The organism is Ralstonia sp. PBBBR1 (assembly GCF_002256165.1).
Taxonomy (GTDB): domain Bacteria; phylum Pseudomonadota; class Gammaproteobacteria; order Burkholderiales; family Burkholderiaceae; genus Ralstonia; species Ralstonia thomasii.
Genome location: NZ_NKIL01000005.1, coordinates 394,869 through 410,646, shown reverse-complemented (window position 1 = coordinate 410,646; position 15,778 = coordinate 394,869). Strand labels below are relative to the sequence as shown.

Sequence of the window (15,778 nt, the reverse complement as noted above, 5' to 3'; positions counted from 1 at the left end):
CAGCGTCCTCACTCAAACACCGTAGAAGCGTTCGCACAACGCCGCACTTGCGCCGAGTTTGCGCGACAGGTCGGACGCCGCCTGCAACTGCTTCGCGACGACATCCCCAGAGGTGCGTGCCGCTTCCAGCCGGGAGGCTGCGCCCGACAGCGTCAGCGCAGCCATGAACTTGTCGCCGGAACCGAAGATGGGCGTGGCAAACGCCGCCGTGTGCTGGTCCCGCGCGCCCGAGGTGAACAGCGGCAGCTTGGGTGTTTCGTCATACAGCGCTTCACCCAGCCCCCAGTAACGCAGCACGTGGCTGATGGCCGTGTCGTCCAGCGGCAGCGACGTGCCGGGCAGCCGCGTCTCACGCAGGCCTTCCGAGGGCTCGGCGCGGAACAGGCACAGCCGCCGGCCGTGATCGACGACGTAGTACGATGCGCTCTCTCGGGTGGCGGCCGCCAGCGCGTGCAGCACCGGTTCCACCACGGAAGACAAGTGGAACGACTGCTCGTAGAGCTTGCCGAGATACAGCAGGCGTGGCCCGAGCGAGTACGCGCCGGACTCGGAGCGGATGACATAGCTCATGCGCTCCAGCGAGTTCATCAGCCGATACACCGTGGTCTTGTGCATGCCCGAGGCTTGCGCCAAGGCTGCGAGCGACAAGGCTTCCGCCCCCGGCTTGAAGCAATCCAGCAAGGCCAGCGCCTTTTCTACTGCGGCAACGCCGTCATTCCCCATTTCCGAATCCCCGAACTCCGAACGGCACAATTGTACTATGTACAACGCTGTTGTATCTGGCGGAAGGGTAAACGCTAGTGGATCGACCCGCTTGCCGTGGCTATAGTGATTTCACTTAGTACACCGCAGTTTTACACAGTAAAACATCACAGTCTGAGGCAGGTTTTTCATGAGTACCCCTTCGCACAACACTTCCGCCATCGTTCGCGATATCGAACGCGTTTCCCCCGCGCTGGTCGAGGCGGCTGCCCGCTTTCAGGCGGCCATCCTGGCCGACGTTGCCGGCCGCCGCGGCACCTTGAACTGTCGCGTCAAACCGCTCGCGCCGACCATGAAAGTGGCCGGGCCGGCTGTAACGGTCGAAGTTCGCCCGGGCGACAACCTCGCCATCCATGCCGCCCTGGCAGTCGCCAAGCCCGGCGATGTGATTGTGGTGGACGGCAAGGGTGACCAGAGTTGCGCGCTGATCGGCGAAATCATGGCCACGCAGGCGCACGCCACCGGCATCGCCGGTTTTGTGATCGACGGCGCGGTGCGCGATTCGCACGAGTTGGCGAATGGCACGTTCCCGATTTTCTCTGCCGGCTTGAACCCGTGCGGGCCGACCAAGAGCGTTGCTGGCCGCGTGAACCTGCCCGTGTCCGCCGCCGGCGCGACGGTGCACCCCGGGGACCTGGTGGTGGGCGATGCAGATGGCGTGGTCGTGATCCCGCGTGCCGACGTTGAGCGCATTCTCGTGCTCGCACAAAAAAAGGTGGACGCCGAAGCGGCCCGCATTGCGGCGATCCGCAAGGGCGATACGCGCCCCGGCTGGCTCGAGAAGGAACTGCGCGCCGCAGGCATGCTGGCCGAAGGCGAGGCACTGTAATGAGCACGACTGCAACCAAGCCTGTCCTGCTCGTCACGGCGGCTGACCTGGCACCGCAAGCATTGGAGATGCTGGGCGATTTTGAAGTCGTGTTTGCCGGCAAGCAGCCCACCGAAGACGACATCGTCGCGCTCTGCGCACGGCACAAGCCGGTGGCGATCATCGTGCGCTACGGCAAGATCAACGCCCGCATCATGGATGCAGCCGCCGGCAACCTGCAGGTGATCTCCAAGCACGGCAGCGGTATCGACGTCATCGATCAGGATGCTGCCGCGGCGCGTGGCATTGCGGTGCGTGCCGCGGTGGGGGCCAACGCGGCTGCTGTGGCCGAGCATGCGTGGGCGCTGATCCTCGCATGCGCAAAGTCCGTCCCGCAGCTCGACGCGCGCATGCGTGCCGGGCATTGGGACAAGGCGACGCACAAGTCGGTCGAACTGGATGGCCGCACGCTTGGCCTGGTCGGTCTGGGTGCGATCGGGCGCCGGGCTGCCGTGATCGGGCTGGCGTTCGGTATGCACGTTATCGCATTCGACCCGTACGCAAAGGAAGCGCCCGCAGGCGTCAAGCTGGTGAGCCTTGGCGAGTTGTACGCACAGTCCGATGTGGTGTCGCTGCACTGCCCGTTGACCGCCGAGAACCGCAAGATGCTGAACCGCGACGCGTTCAGCTGCTTCAAGCCCGGCGCGATTCTGGTCAACACGGCGCGCGGCGGCCTCATTGACGAAGCCGCGCTGGTGGAAGCGCTGGCCAACGGCCGACTCCGTGCAGCGGGGCTCGACAGCTTCGACGTGGAACCGATGACCGCACCGCACCCGTTCCAGGGCGTTGCGAACATCATCCTGTCGCCGCACATCGGCGGCGTGAGCGACGCGGCCTACGTGAACATGGGTAAGGGCGCCGCGGCCAATGTGCTCGCAGTGATCGAGGAACGTGCCAGCACGGCGGCGTGATGTCCATGTTCCTGCTCTCGCCACCGGCGATGCGTGAAGCCGAAGTCTTCACGCGCATGCCGGCCCAGTTTCGCAAGCCCGATGTCCAGACGGAATGGGCACGCGCCAATCGCGGGGGGCAAGCCACCGACTCGTTTCTCGAAGGACCGGTGTGGTGTCCGGATGGCCGCGGCTACGGCCATCTGTACGTGACGGATATCCCGCACGGCCGCGTCTTCCGCATCTCGCCGGCGGGCGATTGGGAACTGGTGACCGAATACGACGGCGAGCCCAACGGCATGAAGTTCGTCGACGATGCACACCTGCTCATCACCGACTACCGCAACGGGCTGATGCTGCTCGACATCAAGCGCGGCGAAGTCACGCCGTATCTTGAGCGCCGCAACTCTGAGCGCTTCAAGGGCGTGAACGACCTGACGTTCGATTCGCACGGCAACCTGTACTTCACCGACCAGGGCCAGACCGGCCTGCAAGACCCGACGGGGCGCGTCTATCGCCTCTCGCCGGAAGGCAGGCTCGACATGCTGCTCGGCAATTGCCCCAGCCCCAACGGGCTTGTCCTGTCGCCCGACGAGAAGGTGCTCTACGTCGCCATGACGCGCGGCAACTGCGTGTGGCGTGTGCCGCTGCAGGCCGATGGCTCCGTCAGCAAGGTCGGACAGTTCTTCACGTCGTACGGCCCGAGCGGCCCGGATGGTTTGACGATCGACACGGCGGGGCGGCTGTTCGTGGCCAACCCCGGACTCGGCCGCGCATGGGTGCTGAACCACCGTGCGGAGCCGGACATGGTCTTGACCAGCCCCGAAGGTGCATCGCTCACGAACCTGTGCTTCGGTGGCCCCGAAATGAAGACGCTTTTCATGACCGAATCGGTGTCCGGCACGGTGCTCAAGTCCGAGATGGACATCGCCGGCCCGCTGCCGCATCGGACAAAGCAGACAAAAGTCACGCCCTAGCCCCAGCTCATCGATACCCGACCCTGAGTGCTCATAGAAGCGCGACGGAGGAGACCATGCAAATGTCCCAGACTTTGAGTGCCACCACGCCAGCGCATGGCGCGGATGTGCGCTCCGCCGCTACGCTGCCCGATGCGGACTACCAGGCGAGCGAACGCACGCTGGCCAAGGCGTTCCGCCGCATCCTGCCGTTCATCTTCGCCTGCTATGTGATCAGCTATCTCGATCGCACCAACGTGGGGTTTGCCGCGCTCACCATGAACAAGGACATTGGCCTGACCGCCGAGCAGTTCGGGTTCGGCGCGGGGCTGTTCTTCATCGGCTATTTCCTGTTCGAGATCCCGAGCAACCTCATCATGCAGAAGGTGGGGGCGCGCATCTGGATCGCGCGGATCATGATCACGTGGGGCATCTTCTCGATGGCCACGGCGTTTGTGGTCGGGCCCAAGAGTTTTGCGGCGGCGCGCTTTCTGCTGGGCCTTGCCGAAGCAGGCTTCACGCCGGGCATCTACCTGTACTTCACGCACTGGTTTCCGGGCAAGTGGCGCGCAAAGGTGACGGCGGCCTTCCTGGTGGGCATTCCGGTGGCGAACATGGTCGGCTCACCCATTTCCGGCGCGTTGCTCGAACTCGGCGGTCTGCATGGGCTGCGCAGCTGGCAATGGCTGTTGCTGATCGAAGGGCTGCCGGCGGTGCTGCTCGGTATTGCGTGCCTGTTTGTGCTGGCGGATCGGCCTGAAAAGGCCAAATGGCTCACCGACGATGAGAAGGCCGTGCTCGCGCGCCGCCTCGCCATGGAGCAGCGCGCCATCGCCAGCAAGCACGGCACGACCCTGCGCGATGCGATGACCAACTGGCGCGTCTTCGTGCTGGCGTTTATCAACTTCTGCGGCATCGTGGGCTCCATCGGCGTGGGCCTCTGGATGCCGCAGATCATCAAGCAGTTTGGCGTCGAGCACACCGTGGTCGGCTGGCTGACGGCCATCCCATATGCCCTGGGTGCGGTGGTCATGTTGTGGTGGGCCCGCATGGCGAACCGCGCGCAGAACCGCGTCCCGTATGTGGCTGCCGCGCTGGTGGTTGCAGCAGTGGCGCTGGCAGCCAGCACGGCCCTGGATGCGCCGGCGCTCAAGCTCGCCGCGCTGTGCGTGACGGTGAGCGGCATCCTGGCGTTCCAGGCCACGTTCTGGGCGATTCCGTCCACCTTCCTTACGGGCCGCGCGGCTGCGGGCGGGCTGGCGCTGATCGTTTCCGTCGGCAACCTCGGCGGCTTTGTCGGCCCGTCGATGATCGGTGCCATCAAGCAGTACTCGCAGGGCTTTACCGCGCCGCTGCTGGCGGTGTCGGCGGTGCTGCTCATCGGTGCGCTGTCCATCGCCTGGCTGGGCGACCCGGGCGCCGATGCCGGTGAAGCCGCAACACGCTGATCGCGCAATCGCAGTACCTTTCTTACTAGACATTCAAACAGCGCCGCGCAGCAGACGTCGGCACCAGGAGACACACATGCAAGTGACGGGCAGTACCGGTGTGACGGAAATCGAGCAGCGGACCCTGCGCAAGGTGGTCTGGCGGCTCGTGCCGTTTCTCATGCTCTGCTACCTGCTGGCCTTCATCGACCGCGGCAACGTGGGCATGGCCTCGCTGCAGATGAACCATGACCTTGGGCTGACAGCACGCGTATTCGGGTTCGGCAGCAGCCTCTTCTTCGTGTCGTATTTCTTCTTCGAGGTGCCGAGCAACCTGGCGCTGCAGCGCTACGGCGCGCGTATCTGGATCGCGCGGATCATGATCACCTGGGGCCTGATCTCGGCCGCGACGGCGCTGGTGAGCGGCCCGGCATCGTTCTATGCGCTGCGCTTCCTGCTGGGCGCGGCGGAGGCAGGGTTCTTTCCCGGCGTGCTGCTGTACCTCTCGTACTGGATTCCGGCAACGCATCGCGCGCGTATTGTGGCGACGTTCATGGTCGCGATTCCGGCGGCGAGCTTCATCGGCTCGCCCATCTCCGCCGTGCTGCTGCAGATGGACGGGTTTGCCGGCCTGCGCGGCTGGCATTGGCTGTTCATCCTCGAAGGCATTCCCACGGTGCTGCTGGGCATCGCCTGCTTGCGGGTGCTGACCAATCGGCCGGAGGAAGCCAAGTGGCTGTCGAACGAAGAGCGCCAGTGGCTCACAAATACGTTGGCCGGTGAAGCGCGCGGGCCGAAGAAAGTCGCGCAGATGCCGCTGCTTAAGCTGTTCTGCAATCGCTACGTGCTGTGCCTCGCGCTGGTGGACGTGTGCGCATCGGCCGCCGGCAGCACGCTGTCGGTGTGGCAGCCGCAGCTGCTGAAATCGTTCGGGTTGACCGTCATGCAGACGGGGCTGCTCAACTCGGTGCCGTATGCGGTGGCATCGGTGCTGATGGTAGTTTGGGGCCGCCGCTCGGACCGCCTCAAGGAGCGCCGCTGGCATACCGCCATTCCCATGCTGCTGATCGGCCTGGGCCTGTTTGGCACGTCGCTCAGCGGCTCTCTCGTGCCGACCATGGTGATGCTGTGCGCGGTGCTGGTCGGGGCCTATTCGTTCAAGGGGCCGTTCTGGGCGCTGGCCTCCGGCATGCTCTCGAACAGTGCAGCCGCTGCGGGGCTGGCCACTATCAACGCGATTGCCAATCTCATCGGCGGCGGCCTGATGGTGAACGTGTACGGCTGGGTCAAGCAGGCCACCGGCAGCTATGCGCTGGCGTTGATGCCGCTGGCGCTTCTGACGCTGGTGAGCGTGACGACGTTGCTGCTGCTTAGTCGCGCGAAGCCGGAAGCGCAGGTGCTGAACAAGACGGAGACGGCCTGATCATGCGCGCATTCAGCAGAAGGCGGTTCCTGCAGATGGCGGGTGCCAGTGCCGTGGCGGCCGCTGTTCCGGGGCTTACCGAAGCGGAAGAGCTGTGGTCCAGCGGTAGCGCCACGCCGACATTCAAGCTGCCGGCCGGCGCAGTGGATTGCCACATGCACATCTACGATGACCGATTCCCCAGCGCCCCAGGCACCACGCTGCGCCCGCCCAACGCGAGCATCGAGCAGTACCGCAAGGTGCAGGCCCGTTTGGGCATGCACCGCAACGTGGTGGTCACGCCGTCGACGTACGGAACGGACAACCGTTGCACGCTGGATGCGCTCAAGCGTCTCGGGCCGAGTGCGCGCGGTGTTGCGGTGGTCGATACGTCCGTGACGCAGGCACAGCTTGCCGAAATGCACGCGGCCGGTGTGCGAGCCATCCGCTTCAATCTGAGCTATCCGGGCGCTACCACCGTCGACATGCTCGCGCCGCTGGCGTCCCGCATCGGCGCGCTTGGGTGGCACATCGAACTGGTTGTGCAAGGCGCCAAGCTGCCCGCACTGGAGTCGCATCTGCTTGCGCTGCCATGTCCGCTCGTCATCGACCACATCGCACATGTTCCGCAGCCCGGTGGCATGCAGTCCGACGCTATGCGTACCGCGCAGCGCCTGGTCGACAAGGGGAACACGTGGATCACGCTGTCCGGTCCATATGTCGATTCCAAGGCGGGCGCGCCTGGCTATGCAGACGTAGAGCCAGTGGCGAAGGCATTCATCGACATGGCGCCCGAGCGGATGCTGTGGGGCACCGACTGGCCGCATCCGACCGAGAAGGCGCACAAGCCGGACGATGCCACGCTGGTAGATACGTTTGCCACGTGGATCGACCGTGCGGATTGGCAGCAGATGATCTTTGTGTCGAATCCGGTGAAGCTCTACGGCTTCGGTTGACCAACCCCGTTTCGGTTCTGCGGCCTCCGTCCAATCACGTGGCCCGGGCCGCTGCCGCCGCACGCGGCTGGGCCAGCATGGCGGGTTGCAGAATGTCATCCAGCACGAACTGATACACGCCTGATCAGCTACGTTTCGCGCATAAGCAAACGCAAAAACGATCGTTCCCCCATCGAAGGGCTGCCCATATGCTCGCCGGATCAACCTTCCGGAGACGCACCATGACGCAGTCGTCCTTGAGCACTGCCCCTGCCTGGAAACTCGACACCGTGGCCGTCCACGGCGGCTACAGCGCGGACCCGACGACCCGCGCGGTGGCCGTGCCGATCTACCAGACTGTTGCGTTTGCGTTTGACGACACGCAGCACGGCGCCGATCTGTTCGACCTGAAGGTGCCGGGCAACATCTACTCGCGCATCATGAACCCGACCAACGATGTGCTGGAGAAGCGCATCGCTGCGCTCGAAGGCGGCATCGGCGCGCTGGCGCTGGCGTCGGGCCAGGCGGCCGTCACATATGCGATCCAGACGATTGCGGAAGCGGGCGACAACATCGTCTCGGCCAGCACGCTGTACGGCGGCACCTACAACCTGTTCGCGCACACGCTGCCGCTGTCGGGCATCACCACGCGCTTTGCCGACCCGCGCGACCCGGCATCGTTCGAGGCGCTGATCGACGACCGTACCAAGGCCATCTTTGCCGAGACCGTCGGCAACCCGCTGGGCAACATCACCGACATCGCCGCGCTGGCCGAGATTGCGCACCGCCATGGCGTGCCGCTCATCGTCGACAACACGGTGCCGACGCCGTACCTGGCGCGGCCCTTTGAGCACGGCGCCGACATCGTCGTGCATTCGCTGACGAAGTACCTGGGCGGCCACGGCACGAGCCTGGGCGGCGCGATCGTCGATTCGGGCAAGTTTCCGTGGGCCAAGCACAAGGCACGCTTCAAGCGTTTGAACGAACCGGACGTGAGCTACCACGGTGTCGTCTATACGGAAGCGCTGGGCGACGCGGCGTATATCGGCCGCGCCCGCGTGGTGCCGCTGCGCAATACCGGGGCGGCGCTGTCGCCATTCAACGCGTTCCTGATCCTGCAGGGCATCGAAACGCTGGGCCTGCGCATCGACCGCATCACGCAGAACGCCGCGCAGATCGCCCGGCATCTGCGGGGCCACGCCAAGGTGGAGTGGGTCAACCATGCCAGCCTGGACGATCACCCCGATCACGCGCTCGTGCGCAAGTACCTCTCGGGCAAGGCGCCAGGGTTGCTCACGTTTGGGGTGAAGGGCGGCTTTGCCGCCGGGGCGCGCTTTCAGGACGCGTTGCAGTTGTTCACGCGGCTGGTGAACATTGGCGACGCCAAGTCGCTCGCAACCCATCCGGCATCGACCACGCATCGGCAGCTTTCGGAAGCCGAGCTTGCCACGGCGGGTGTGCGGCAGGAGACGATCCGGCTGTCGATCGGCATCGAGCATATCGATGATCTGCTGGCCGATCTGGATCAGGCGCTGGCGCGCACCTGACCCTGGAGCGTCGTCTGGCGGTCACTGCCGGCCGTGCACCCACCGGAACACCGCCGCCAGCACGAGCAGAAACGGCACACCCACCATCAGCGTCATCCGGAAATCGGGCATCCACGCCGTGCTGACGATGATGACCGCCATGGCCATTGCGCCAAGCGTGGTCAGCGCAGGAAAGCCCCACATGCGAAAGCGCAGTGCGCGGCCTTCGCGCTGCGCCGTGCGCCGGAAGCGCGCGTGCGTGACAAAGATGACGAGCCACGTAAACAGCGCACCGAACATCGCTAGCGACATCATCAACAGGAACGATTGCCCTGGCAGCACAACGCTCAGCACGGCCGCCAATGCCGCACCGGAACTGGACACCGCCAGCGCGCGCAGCGGCACGCCGCGTTGGCTCACCGCGCCCAGCGCCTGAGGCGCCTGCCCGCCGCGCGCGAGGCTGAACAGCATGCGCGTCGATACATACAACTGCGCGTTCATCGACGACAGCGCCGCCGTGAGCACGACGAAGTTCATCACGCCCGCGCCACCGGCGATACCGAGGATTTCCATCACCCGCACGAAGGGGCTCTTGCCCGTGCCGGCCTGCTGCCAAGGCACGACGGCGAGCATCAGTGCCAACGTGCAGAGGTAGAAGAACACCAGCCGGAACAGCGTTGAACGGAATGCGCTGGCGGCGGCAGCTTCCGGCTCGCGCGCCTCGCCGGCGGCCACGGCAATCAGCTCGATGCCGAAGAAGCTGAAGATGCTGACCACCGCGCCGAACCACACGCCATTCCATCCGTGCGGCAGAAAGCCGCCCGCGCTCACGTAGTTGTGAAAGCCGATCGGGCCGTCATCGGGTGCGCGATGGATGGCGTAGCTCGCCACCGCCAGGAACGCGACGATGGCCACCACCTTGATCATCGAGCACCAATATTCGGCCACCCCAAACACCTCGACGCTGCTTGCATTGACCCACACCAGCACGGCCGAAAACCCGACGATCCACACCCACGCTGGCACACCCGGAAACCAGTACGCCATGTACACCGCCACCGCGGTCACTTCGGCGCCGATCACGAAGACGACTGCCGCCCAGTACGCATAGCGCACGAGGAAACCGGCAAGCGGGCTCACGTAGTGCTCGGCATACGCGCCGAACGAACCGGTAGTGGGATGGGCGACAACCATCTCGGCCAGGCACCCCATGAGCAGCAGGGCGATGAACGCCCCGATGGCGTAGCTGGCGATCACGCCCGGGCCGGCCAACTGAATGGCCGCCCCGCTGCCCAGGAACAGGCCGGTGCCGATCGCACTGCCGATGGCGATCATGGTGAGTTGCGCAGAAGAGAGGCGGTGCTGCAGGCCGCCTTCGCGTGCGGCCAGCGCTTCGAAGCTGCCGGTGGCCTTGGTCATGGTGTTGTCCTGGCTTGGGAAAAGGCCGGGATGATACGCCTTCCATGCAAGACGCCCCGCGCGGAGGCGGGGGCGTCTTGTGCAACCGCGCGGTACCGATCAGCGCGCCACGGGCTTGGCGTACTGGATCGGAACGTCCACCCGCGCCTGCGGCAGCGTCTTCTTGAGTTGCGCACGCGCGTTCACGGCATCCTGGAACGAAGCAAAGCGCAGCGTGCTGATGTTCAGGTGCCCGTAATACTCCGCCGACACGGGCGTTGCAGGCAGGCTGCTCACTGCCTGGCGCACGCTGTCGACCGACACCTGCGAGACGACCACCTCGTTGCGGCTCTCCCCCACCACGCCGCGTTCATTGACGACCTGCGTGACGGCTGAGGATGCCGCACCCGCTGCCTTGGTGCGCGTGCCGCTGGAGAGCACCTTGAACGACTGCGATTCGATCTGCACTGTCGGTGTGCTCGCGTACTGGGCTAGCTCCTGCGTGCTCAGGCGCTTGCCCACCGTCAGGTCGGCCGCTTGGCACGCCGAAGCCATCGAGAGAAGCGCCGCCAGCGCCACAGTCTTCATAAGAGTTGCATTGATCATGTTGATTGGTCTCCGAACGGGCTCACTTGGCAGCAATCACGCGGTATTCCACTGCCAGCGGCGTGGTGAGGGTCACGGTGTGGGTGCCACCCTGGGGCTGGTACTTCGCGCAGGCATTGGTCGGCACACCGCTTACGGCGTAGACCTCCCACGTGCCGGCTGCGTTCTCGCCGTAGAAGGCGTAGCTGCCAAGGCCGTACTTGTTCACGGTATCGACGCCGTTGTTGTAATAGCCGTTGTACGGCAGGGACAACGCCGACACCGTGCCCGACGGCGACTTCACGAAGAAGCCGACGCTGCCCACGCACACCGAGCCCGATACGCGCAGCTGCAGGGCGTCGACCTTGTCCGTGCCCGACACGTTGAACTGGCCGAGCTTCTGCACCGCGCCGTAGTTCAGCTGGTTGACGTTGGCAAAGGCGGCCGCGAAGTCAGGCACCGACAGTGCTGCCGGCTTGTAGGCGACGGTCGCCTTGGCCATCTTTACGGCCGCCGAAGCGTCGACCAGCCCGAAGCCGTACCACGTCGAATACGCATAGCCGGCGGCGTTGGTCTGCCAACCGTAGTCCAGGCGTGCGGTGGTCGCGCCGTCGGTGAGCGCGGCGCTGGTGTCGCCGGTGGCGGCGCCGGTGAGCAAGTCGATCCGCGCGTTGCGGCCGTCACGGCTGCCGTAGTCGGCGTCGATTTTGCGGGCCGTCGCACGCAGAATCTCGCGCACATCGCGCCACGTCAGGTTCGGATTAGCCGCCAGCATCAGCGCGACCACGCCCGAGAGCGTCGGTGTGGCCGCCGACGTGCCGTTCATGCTCGAGTAGTCGCACTTCGCGTTGTCTTTCAGGTTGGTGGCGGTGCCTGCAATTGCAAAGTCATAGGTGTCGTCCGGATTGGCCCGGCTGTAGCCGCGTGCGCAGCCGCTGAGGTCGGTGGAGAAAATCTTCGGGCCGCTGCCGGTTTCACCATATTTTCCGCCGTTGCCGTATTCGCCGCCCAAGCCTGTGATCCAGTTGACCGATCCGGCGTTGGAGTAGCTCGACTTGATGCCCTGCGCGTTTGCTGCGCCAACCACGATCACGCCGGGCTCCAGCGCTTCCGGGTCATTGGCCGGGGTCTCGCAGCCGATCATGCCGGCGGTAGCGCCCACGGTCGGGCACGTGCGCGGCGGAACATTGATGCCGTCGTTGATGGACTCATATTCGTTGCCCGACGCCTTGAGCATGACGAGCCCGCGGCCCCCACGCAGGTTCGGGAAGGCGCGCACCGCTGCCTGTGTCGAGGTGGACGTGTCGTACTCCAGCGGCGCCTGCGGGTTTGCACCGTACGACGCGTTGATGATGTGGCCGTTCTTCGACCAATTTGCGCCGCCGTAGGCTGCGGTGGTGTCCGGGTTCGCCGCGCCGATAAAGCGCGCCCCGCCCAGTGTCGCCCGCGGCGCGATCCCCATCACGCCCTTGCCGTTCTGCGCCGCCGCGATGATGCCGGCGACATTGGTGCCATGCGCGTCGTTGATGTTGGCGGGATTGTCTGCCGGTGTCGGATCGTTCAAACCATCGTCGAAGTTGTGCGTCATGTCCGAGTTGGCATTGGCGAACAGGTCTTCGTTGTGCACGTCGATGCCGTCATCGAGCACGAGCACGTTCACGCCCTGGCCTTTGATGCCGGCTTTGTGCGCGTCTTCAACGTTGATATCGGTCGTGCCGTTGGCCACCAGGCCGAACGCCGCGAAGAAGCTCGTTGCCTGCTTGAGCGCCCATTGGTAGGTGTACAGCGGCTCCGTGCTGCCGGTCTGGCAGGCGTACTTGGCATCGACGCCGGTTTCTGCGCACGTGGATGCGGGCGGCGTGTTGCCGCTGGTGTTGCCGCCATTGCTGGCGGTGTTGCTTCCCGAGTCTCCACCGCCGCACGCGGCCAGCGCCACGGTGGCGAAGAGCGTCAAGGCAAGCGATTTTCCCGTTATGTCTTTCACAAGACCCCCGTTTTTGTCGTTGTGTGTTGTGCGAGGCGCGGAATGTCCGCACCGCTCCGACCTGTTCGACGAAGAGAGGGCACGTCGCGCGTGCCCGCCGCGAGCACATGGGCACTCGTCAGGTCGGGCCGGATGCTCGCACGCACGCCAGCCGGGATTCAACGGAGAAAGCGGCTGCGGCCGCGAACCGGTCCGGCCGTCGCGCGAACCTGTCAGCGCGTCTCAGCCTGGGGGCGGCAAGCGCGGGAGGTAGGAGGAAAAAACGGGGTGCGGGAGGGGCCGCCGCGCGCATCAGCGCATCTGCATGACCCAGGTGCGCCAGTCCTTGTGCTGCACGAACGGCATGGCTGCGGCGCGCCCTTCGACGGCCAGCATGCGCGTCTCGCGGGGCGACATGCCCGTCGCGCGCCGGTACGCACGCGCAAAGTTCGAGGCGTCGGAAAAGCCGTAGGTCTGCGCGATTTCGGCTACCGAACGGTGCGTCTGCGATCGGTCGGCCAGGATCGCGTGGCACTGCCGCAGGCGCTGCATGCGCAGGTAGTTGAAGAAGCCGCCTTCGCGCTCGAACAGCCGGTACAGCGTGGCACGCGAGATGCCGAACTGCACCGACACGCCTTCGGGCGAAAGCGCCAGGTCGGACAGATTGTGCTGCACATGCCGGCAGACCGAGGCAAACAGGCTTTCCCTCACGGCCGGCGCATTGGCTTCGGTCACCTGGCAGTTGATGGCGGCCGCAGCCAGTTGCAGGGTGCCCGGGATGACGGCCTGTGCTTCGGCATCGCTCAATTTCCCGACCGAGTGATAGAGCGAACACAGGTGATCGCGCAGCAGCCCGACCATCGGAGCACCGCCGCGCAGCACGCGCATGCTCAGTTCGTCGGGTGCGCGCAGCAGCGGTGCCAGCAGGCGCCGTGGCACGGCCAGGCTCAGGAAGCGGCTGTCGGTCGTGCTTGTGGCGAGCGGCTGGGCTGCGTCGACGATGAACAGATCGCCGGGGCGCGTGGCGCTGTCGCTTGCGCCGTCGCGCTGTCCGCAACTGCCTTCCAGGTAGTACTGGAGCACGTAGACGTCCATGCCGTCGCGCCCCAGCTTGGAGCGGGACCGGTCATAGTGCTGTGCCTGGGCGCTGAGCATGCCCACACCCGTCTCGCCGCACAGATAGGCGTCGACGCTGGCCTGAAAGCCATGCGACTGCGGCGCGGCGGAGCGCGAATCGAACAGCACGTTGATGGCATCCCGCCACGCCGCAAATTGATGCTCGCGCGGCAGCGCAGACGTATCGAAGTGGGAATGCGGAGGTTTGCTCACGGCGGTTTCCTGAAAGCCCCGCGCATTGTGCAGAAGCGGTGGCCGATGATGGCATGCCCCCAAAGTGGGGTGCCCGACGGGTGTTGGCTAGACGACAGGCAGCTTGGGCCGCTCGTGTCGCGGCATGACCACGTTGCGGCCGGCGGCCTTGGCTTCATACAGCCGCCCGTCCGCCAGTCGAACGAGGTCTTCCAGCGTGTCGTCCTCGGCGGCAATGCCCGAATGCACCGCCACGCCGATGCTCACGGTCAGCTTGCCGTACGCGCTGCCAGCATTGCGCTCGTTGGCGGCCAGAACGGCAGCGCGGATGCTCTCGGCAACGCGCGCGGCGCCGCCCAGGTCGGTGTTCGGCAACACGGCGCAGAACTCCTCGCCGCCATAGCGGCCGGCAAAGTCGCCGGGGCGCTTGATGCTGTCGTTGATGCAGCGTGCCACCGTGCGCAGGGCGGTGTCGCCGGCGGCGTGGCCGTACCTGTCGTTGTAGGGTTTGAAGTCGTCCACGTCGATCATCAGCACCGCCATCGGGGTGTGATGCCGATTGGCGCGGCGCCACTCCACGTCGAGGGCGGAATCCAAGGCGCGGCGCGTGCCAAGTCCGGTCAGGCTGTCGGTATTGGCCAGCAGATGCAATTGCTGCTCCATCTCGAGCCGCTTGCGCAGCTGCTGCGCAAAGAGGAATGACAGCACGATGAACACCGCGTCAAGCATCAGCACGATGCCGCTGATCACCCATGCGCGCCGCCACCATTCAGCGTAGATGTCTTCGGTGGCAAGGCCAACGGTGACGATCAGCGGGTGGTCGCCGATATGGCGGAAGCTGAACAGCCTCTCGATACCGTCAATGCCCGCGATGTCCACATACGAGCCTTCTGGTGCGAGCAGCCGCTTCTGGAACGCGGTGGCATCGGCCAGGTTGCGGCCGATGAGCTTTTCGTTGTACGGGCGCCGCATGAGCAGCGTGCCGTCGGTGCGGATCAGCGTGACGGTGGCGTGGGGCCCCAGGTTGATGCCGTCGAACAGCCGCCTGAAGTAGTTCAGCCGCAGCGTGCCGACCACGATGCCGTTGAATTCGCCGTGCGGGCCGTTCAGGCGCCGGCTGAGTCCCAGCGATCGCTCGAGGCCAGTCGCGCGCGGCATGAACGGCTCGCTGATATACAGCCCGACGTCGTCGGAGGCTTGATGTACTTGGAAATAATCGCGGTCACCGAGGTAAATGTGCCGCGGCGGCACCGAGTGCGAATCGATGACCACGTCGCCGGCCTTGTCGGTCACCAGCAGCGAGCCCAGGTCCTGCGCGTTGGTCGACCGGTCGAACAGCACGAGCTGGCGTACGGCGGGCGGCAGCGCCAGCATGGCGGGGTCGCGTACGCCGTCGATCACGGCCTGCAGCGACAGGTCGTACACCTCGATGTTGCGGGCAATGTCGCGCTGCAGGATCAGCGCGAGGTTGTCGGCGGCATCGCGCGCGCGGGCCAGTGCGTCCGAGCGCATTTCCCAGAGCGAGAGCGCGGTCAGCGCGGCCAGCACCAGCGACAGCGCCGACGCGCCGATGATCAGCAGAGAAGGCCGCCGCAGGAGTGCACCAGTGGCGCGCTGTAAAGGCATGCGCAGAATTGTGAAAATATTGAAAACGATCGCTTCAATGGTGTACCGGACTCCTCCTTCCTACGCAATACTGTCTAAGACTTCTTCAGCATAGAAAACGTTTGCGGTTATCCATTCGATCCCGTTTGTGCA

13 protein-coding genes are annotated in these 15,778 nt (G+C 65.3%); 7 read left to right on the top strand and 6 right to left on the bottom strand.

The annotated features are described in order from the left end of the window. Positions 1–12 precede the first annotated feature (12 nt). Complete coding sequence (locus tag CFE42_RS10570) at positions 13–723, bottom strand: helix-turn-helix domain-containing protein (RefSeq protein ID WP_004627900.1); 711 nt, start codon at positions 721–723, stop codon at positions 13–15. 169 nt (positions 724–892) lie between these two features. On the opposite strand from CFE42_RS10570, the gene CFE42_RS10565 reads away from it, so the two are divergent. The 7 genes from CFE42_RS10565 to CFE42_RS10535 all read left to right on the top strand — a co-directional run bounded on the left by CFE42_RS10565 (position 893) and on the right by CFE42_RS10535 (position 8,787). Further along, entirely contained in the window at positions 893–1,591 is a 699-nt protein-coding gene (locus CFE42_RS10565) for a demethylmenaquinone methyltransferase (RefSeq protein WP_004627897.1), read from the top strand. Then, the gene (locus CFE42_RS10560) at positions 1,591–2,541 is read left to right on the top strand and encodes an NAD(P)-dependent oxidoreductase (RefSeq protein ID WP_004627896.1); all 951 of its coding nucleotides are present in this window, start codon (positions 1,591–1,593) and stop codon (positions 2,539–2,541) included. Before CFE42_RS10565 ends, CFE42_RS10560 begins: the two co-directional genes overlap by 1 nt. 5 nt (positions 2,542–2,546) lie before the next feature. Continuing rightward, positions 2,547–3,497 (top strand): SMP-30/gluconolactonase/LRE family protein, encoded by a 951-nt coding sequence (locus tag CFE42_RS10555; protein WP_037043714.1) that lies wholly within the window; start codon positions 2,547–2,549, stop codon positions 3,495–3,497. A 62-nt stretch (positions 3,498–3,559) separates the two neighbouring features. Continuing rightward, entirely contained in the window at positions 3,560–4,924 is a 1,365-nt protein-coding gene (locus tag CFE42_RS10550; RefSeq protein WP_004627892.1) for an MFS transporter, read from the top strand. 76 nt (positions 4,925–5,000) lie between these two features. Next, on the top strand, positions 5,001–6,326 hold the full coding sequence (locus tag CFE42_RS10545) for an MFS transporter (RefSeq protein WP_004627889.1): 1,326 nt from the start codon (positions 5,001–5,003) through the stop codon (positions 6,324–6,326). Between the two features lie 2 nt (positions 6,327–6,328). Then, entirely contained in the window at positions 6,329–7,261 is a 933-nt protein-coding gene (locus CFE42_RS10540) for an amidohydrolase family protein (RefSeq protein WP_037043637.1), read from the top strand. Positions 7,262–7,482: 221 nt separating this feature from the next. Further along, positions 7,483–8,787 carry an aminotransferase class I/II-fold pyridoxal phosphate-dependent enzyme gene (locus tag CFE42_RS10535; RefSeq protein ID WP_004627884.1) on the top strand — a complete coding sequence of 435 codons (1,305 nt, stop codon included), beginning with the start codon at positions 7,483–7,485 and terminating at the stop codon, positions 8,785–8,787. A gap of 21 nt (positions 8,788–8,808) precedes the next feature. On the opposite strand, the gene CFE42_RS10530 is transcribed toward CFE42_RS10535, so the two are convergent. The 5 genes from CFE42_RS10530 to CFE42_RS10510 form a co-directional block, all read right to left on the bottom strand. Continuing rightward, positions 8,809–10,185 (bottom strand): amino acid permease, encoded by a 1,377-nt coding sequence (locus CFE42_RS10530; RefSeq protein ID WP_004627883.1) that lies wholly within the window; start codon positions 10,183–10,185, stop codon positions 8,809–8,811. 99 nt (positions 10,186–10,284) lie between these two features. Further along, the gene (locus tag CFE42_RS10525) at positions 10,285–10,770 is read right to left on the bottom strand and encodes a hypothetical protein (protein WP_004627881.1); all 486 of its coding nucleotides are present in this window, start codon (positions 10,768–10,770) and stop codon (positions 10,285–10,287) included. 22 nt (positions 10,771–10,792) lie between these two features. Further along, a complete protein-coding gene (locus CFE42_RS10520; protein ID WP_220485412.1) occupies positions 10,793–12,703 on the bottom strand; it encodes a S8 family serine peptidase in 1,911 nt (636 codons plus the stop codon). 321 nt (positions 12,704–13,024) lie between these two features. Then, a complete protein-coding gene (locus CFE42_RS10515) occupies positions 13,025–14,041 on the bottom strand; it encodes a helix-turn-helix domain-containing protein (RefSeq protein ID WP_004627875.1) in 1,017 nt (338 codons plus the stop codon). 87 nt (positions 14,042–14,128) lie between these two features. Further along, entirely contained in the window at positions 14,129–15,646 is a 1,518-nt protein-coding gene (locus tag CFE42_RS10510) for a sensor domain-containing diguanylate cyclase (protein ID WP_004627873.1), read from the bottom strand. Positions 15,647–15,778: the final 132 nt, after the last annotated feature.

Bases quoted from the DNA above. Each gene is read 5' to 3' on its own strand.
- CFE42_RS10555 (WP_037043714.1), top strand. From the start codon at position 2,547: ATGTTCCTGCTCTCGCCACCGGCGATGCGTGAAGCCGAAGTCTTCACG.
- CFE42_RS10535 (WP_004627884.1), top strand. From the start codon at position 7,483: ATGACGCAGTCGTCCTTGAGCACTGCCCCTGCCTGGAAACTCGACACC.
- CFE42_RS10525 (WP_004627881.1), bottom strand. From the start codon at position 10,770: ATGATCAATGCAACTCTTATGAAGACTGTGGCGCTGGCGGCGCTTCTC.
- CFE42_RS10530 (WP_004627883.1), bottom strand. From the start codon at position 10,185: ATGACCAAGGCCACCGGCAGCTTCGAAGCGCTGGCCGCACGCGAAGGC.
- CFE42_RS10550 (WP_004627892.1), top strand. From the start codon at position 3,560: ATGTCCCAGACTTTGAGTGCCACCACGCCAGCGCATGGCGCGGATGTG.
- CFE42_RS10540 (WP_037043637.1), top strand. From the start codon at position 6,329: ATGCGCGCATTCAGCAGAAGGCGGTTCCTGCAGATGGCGGGTGCCAGT.
- CFE42_RS10510 (WP_004627873.1), bottom strand. From the start codon at position 15,646: ATGCCTTTACAGCGCGCCACTGGTGCACTCCTGCGGCGGCCTTCTCTG.
- CFE42_RS10565 (WP_004627897.1), top strand. From the start codon at position 893: ATGAGTACCCCTTCGCACAACACTTCCGCCATCGTTCGCGATATCGAA.
- CFE42_RS10560 (WP_004627896.1), top strand. From the start codon at position 1,591: ATGAGCACGACTGCAACCAAGCCTGTCCTGCTCGTCACGGCGGCTGAC.
- CFE42_RS10570 (WP_004627900.1), bottom strand. From the start codon at position 723: ATGGGGAATGACGGCGTTGCCGCAGTAGAAAAGGCGCTGGCCTTGCTG.
- CFE42_RS10545 (WP_004627889.1), top strand. From the start codon at position 5,001: ATGCAAGTGACGGGCAGTACCGGTGTGACGGAAATCGAGCAGCGGACC.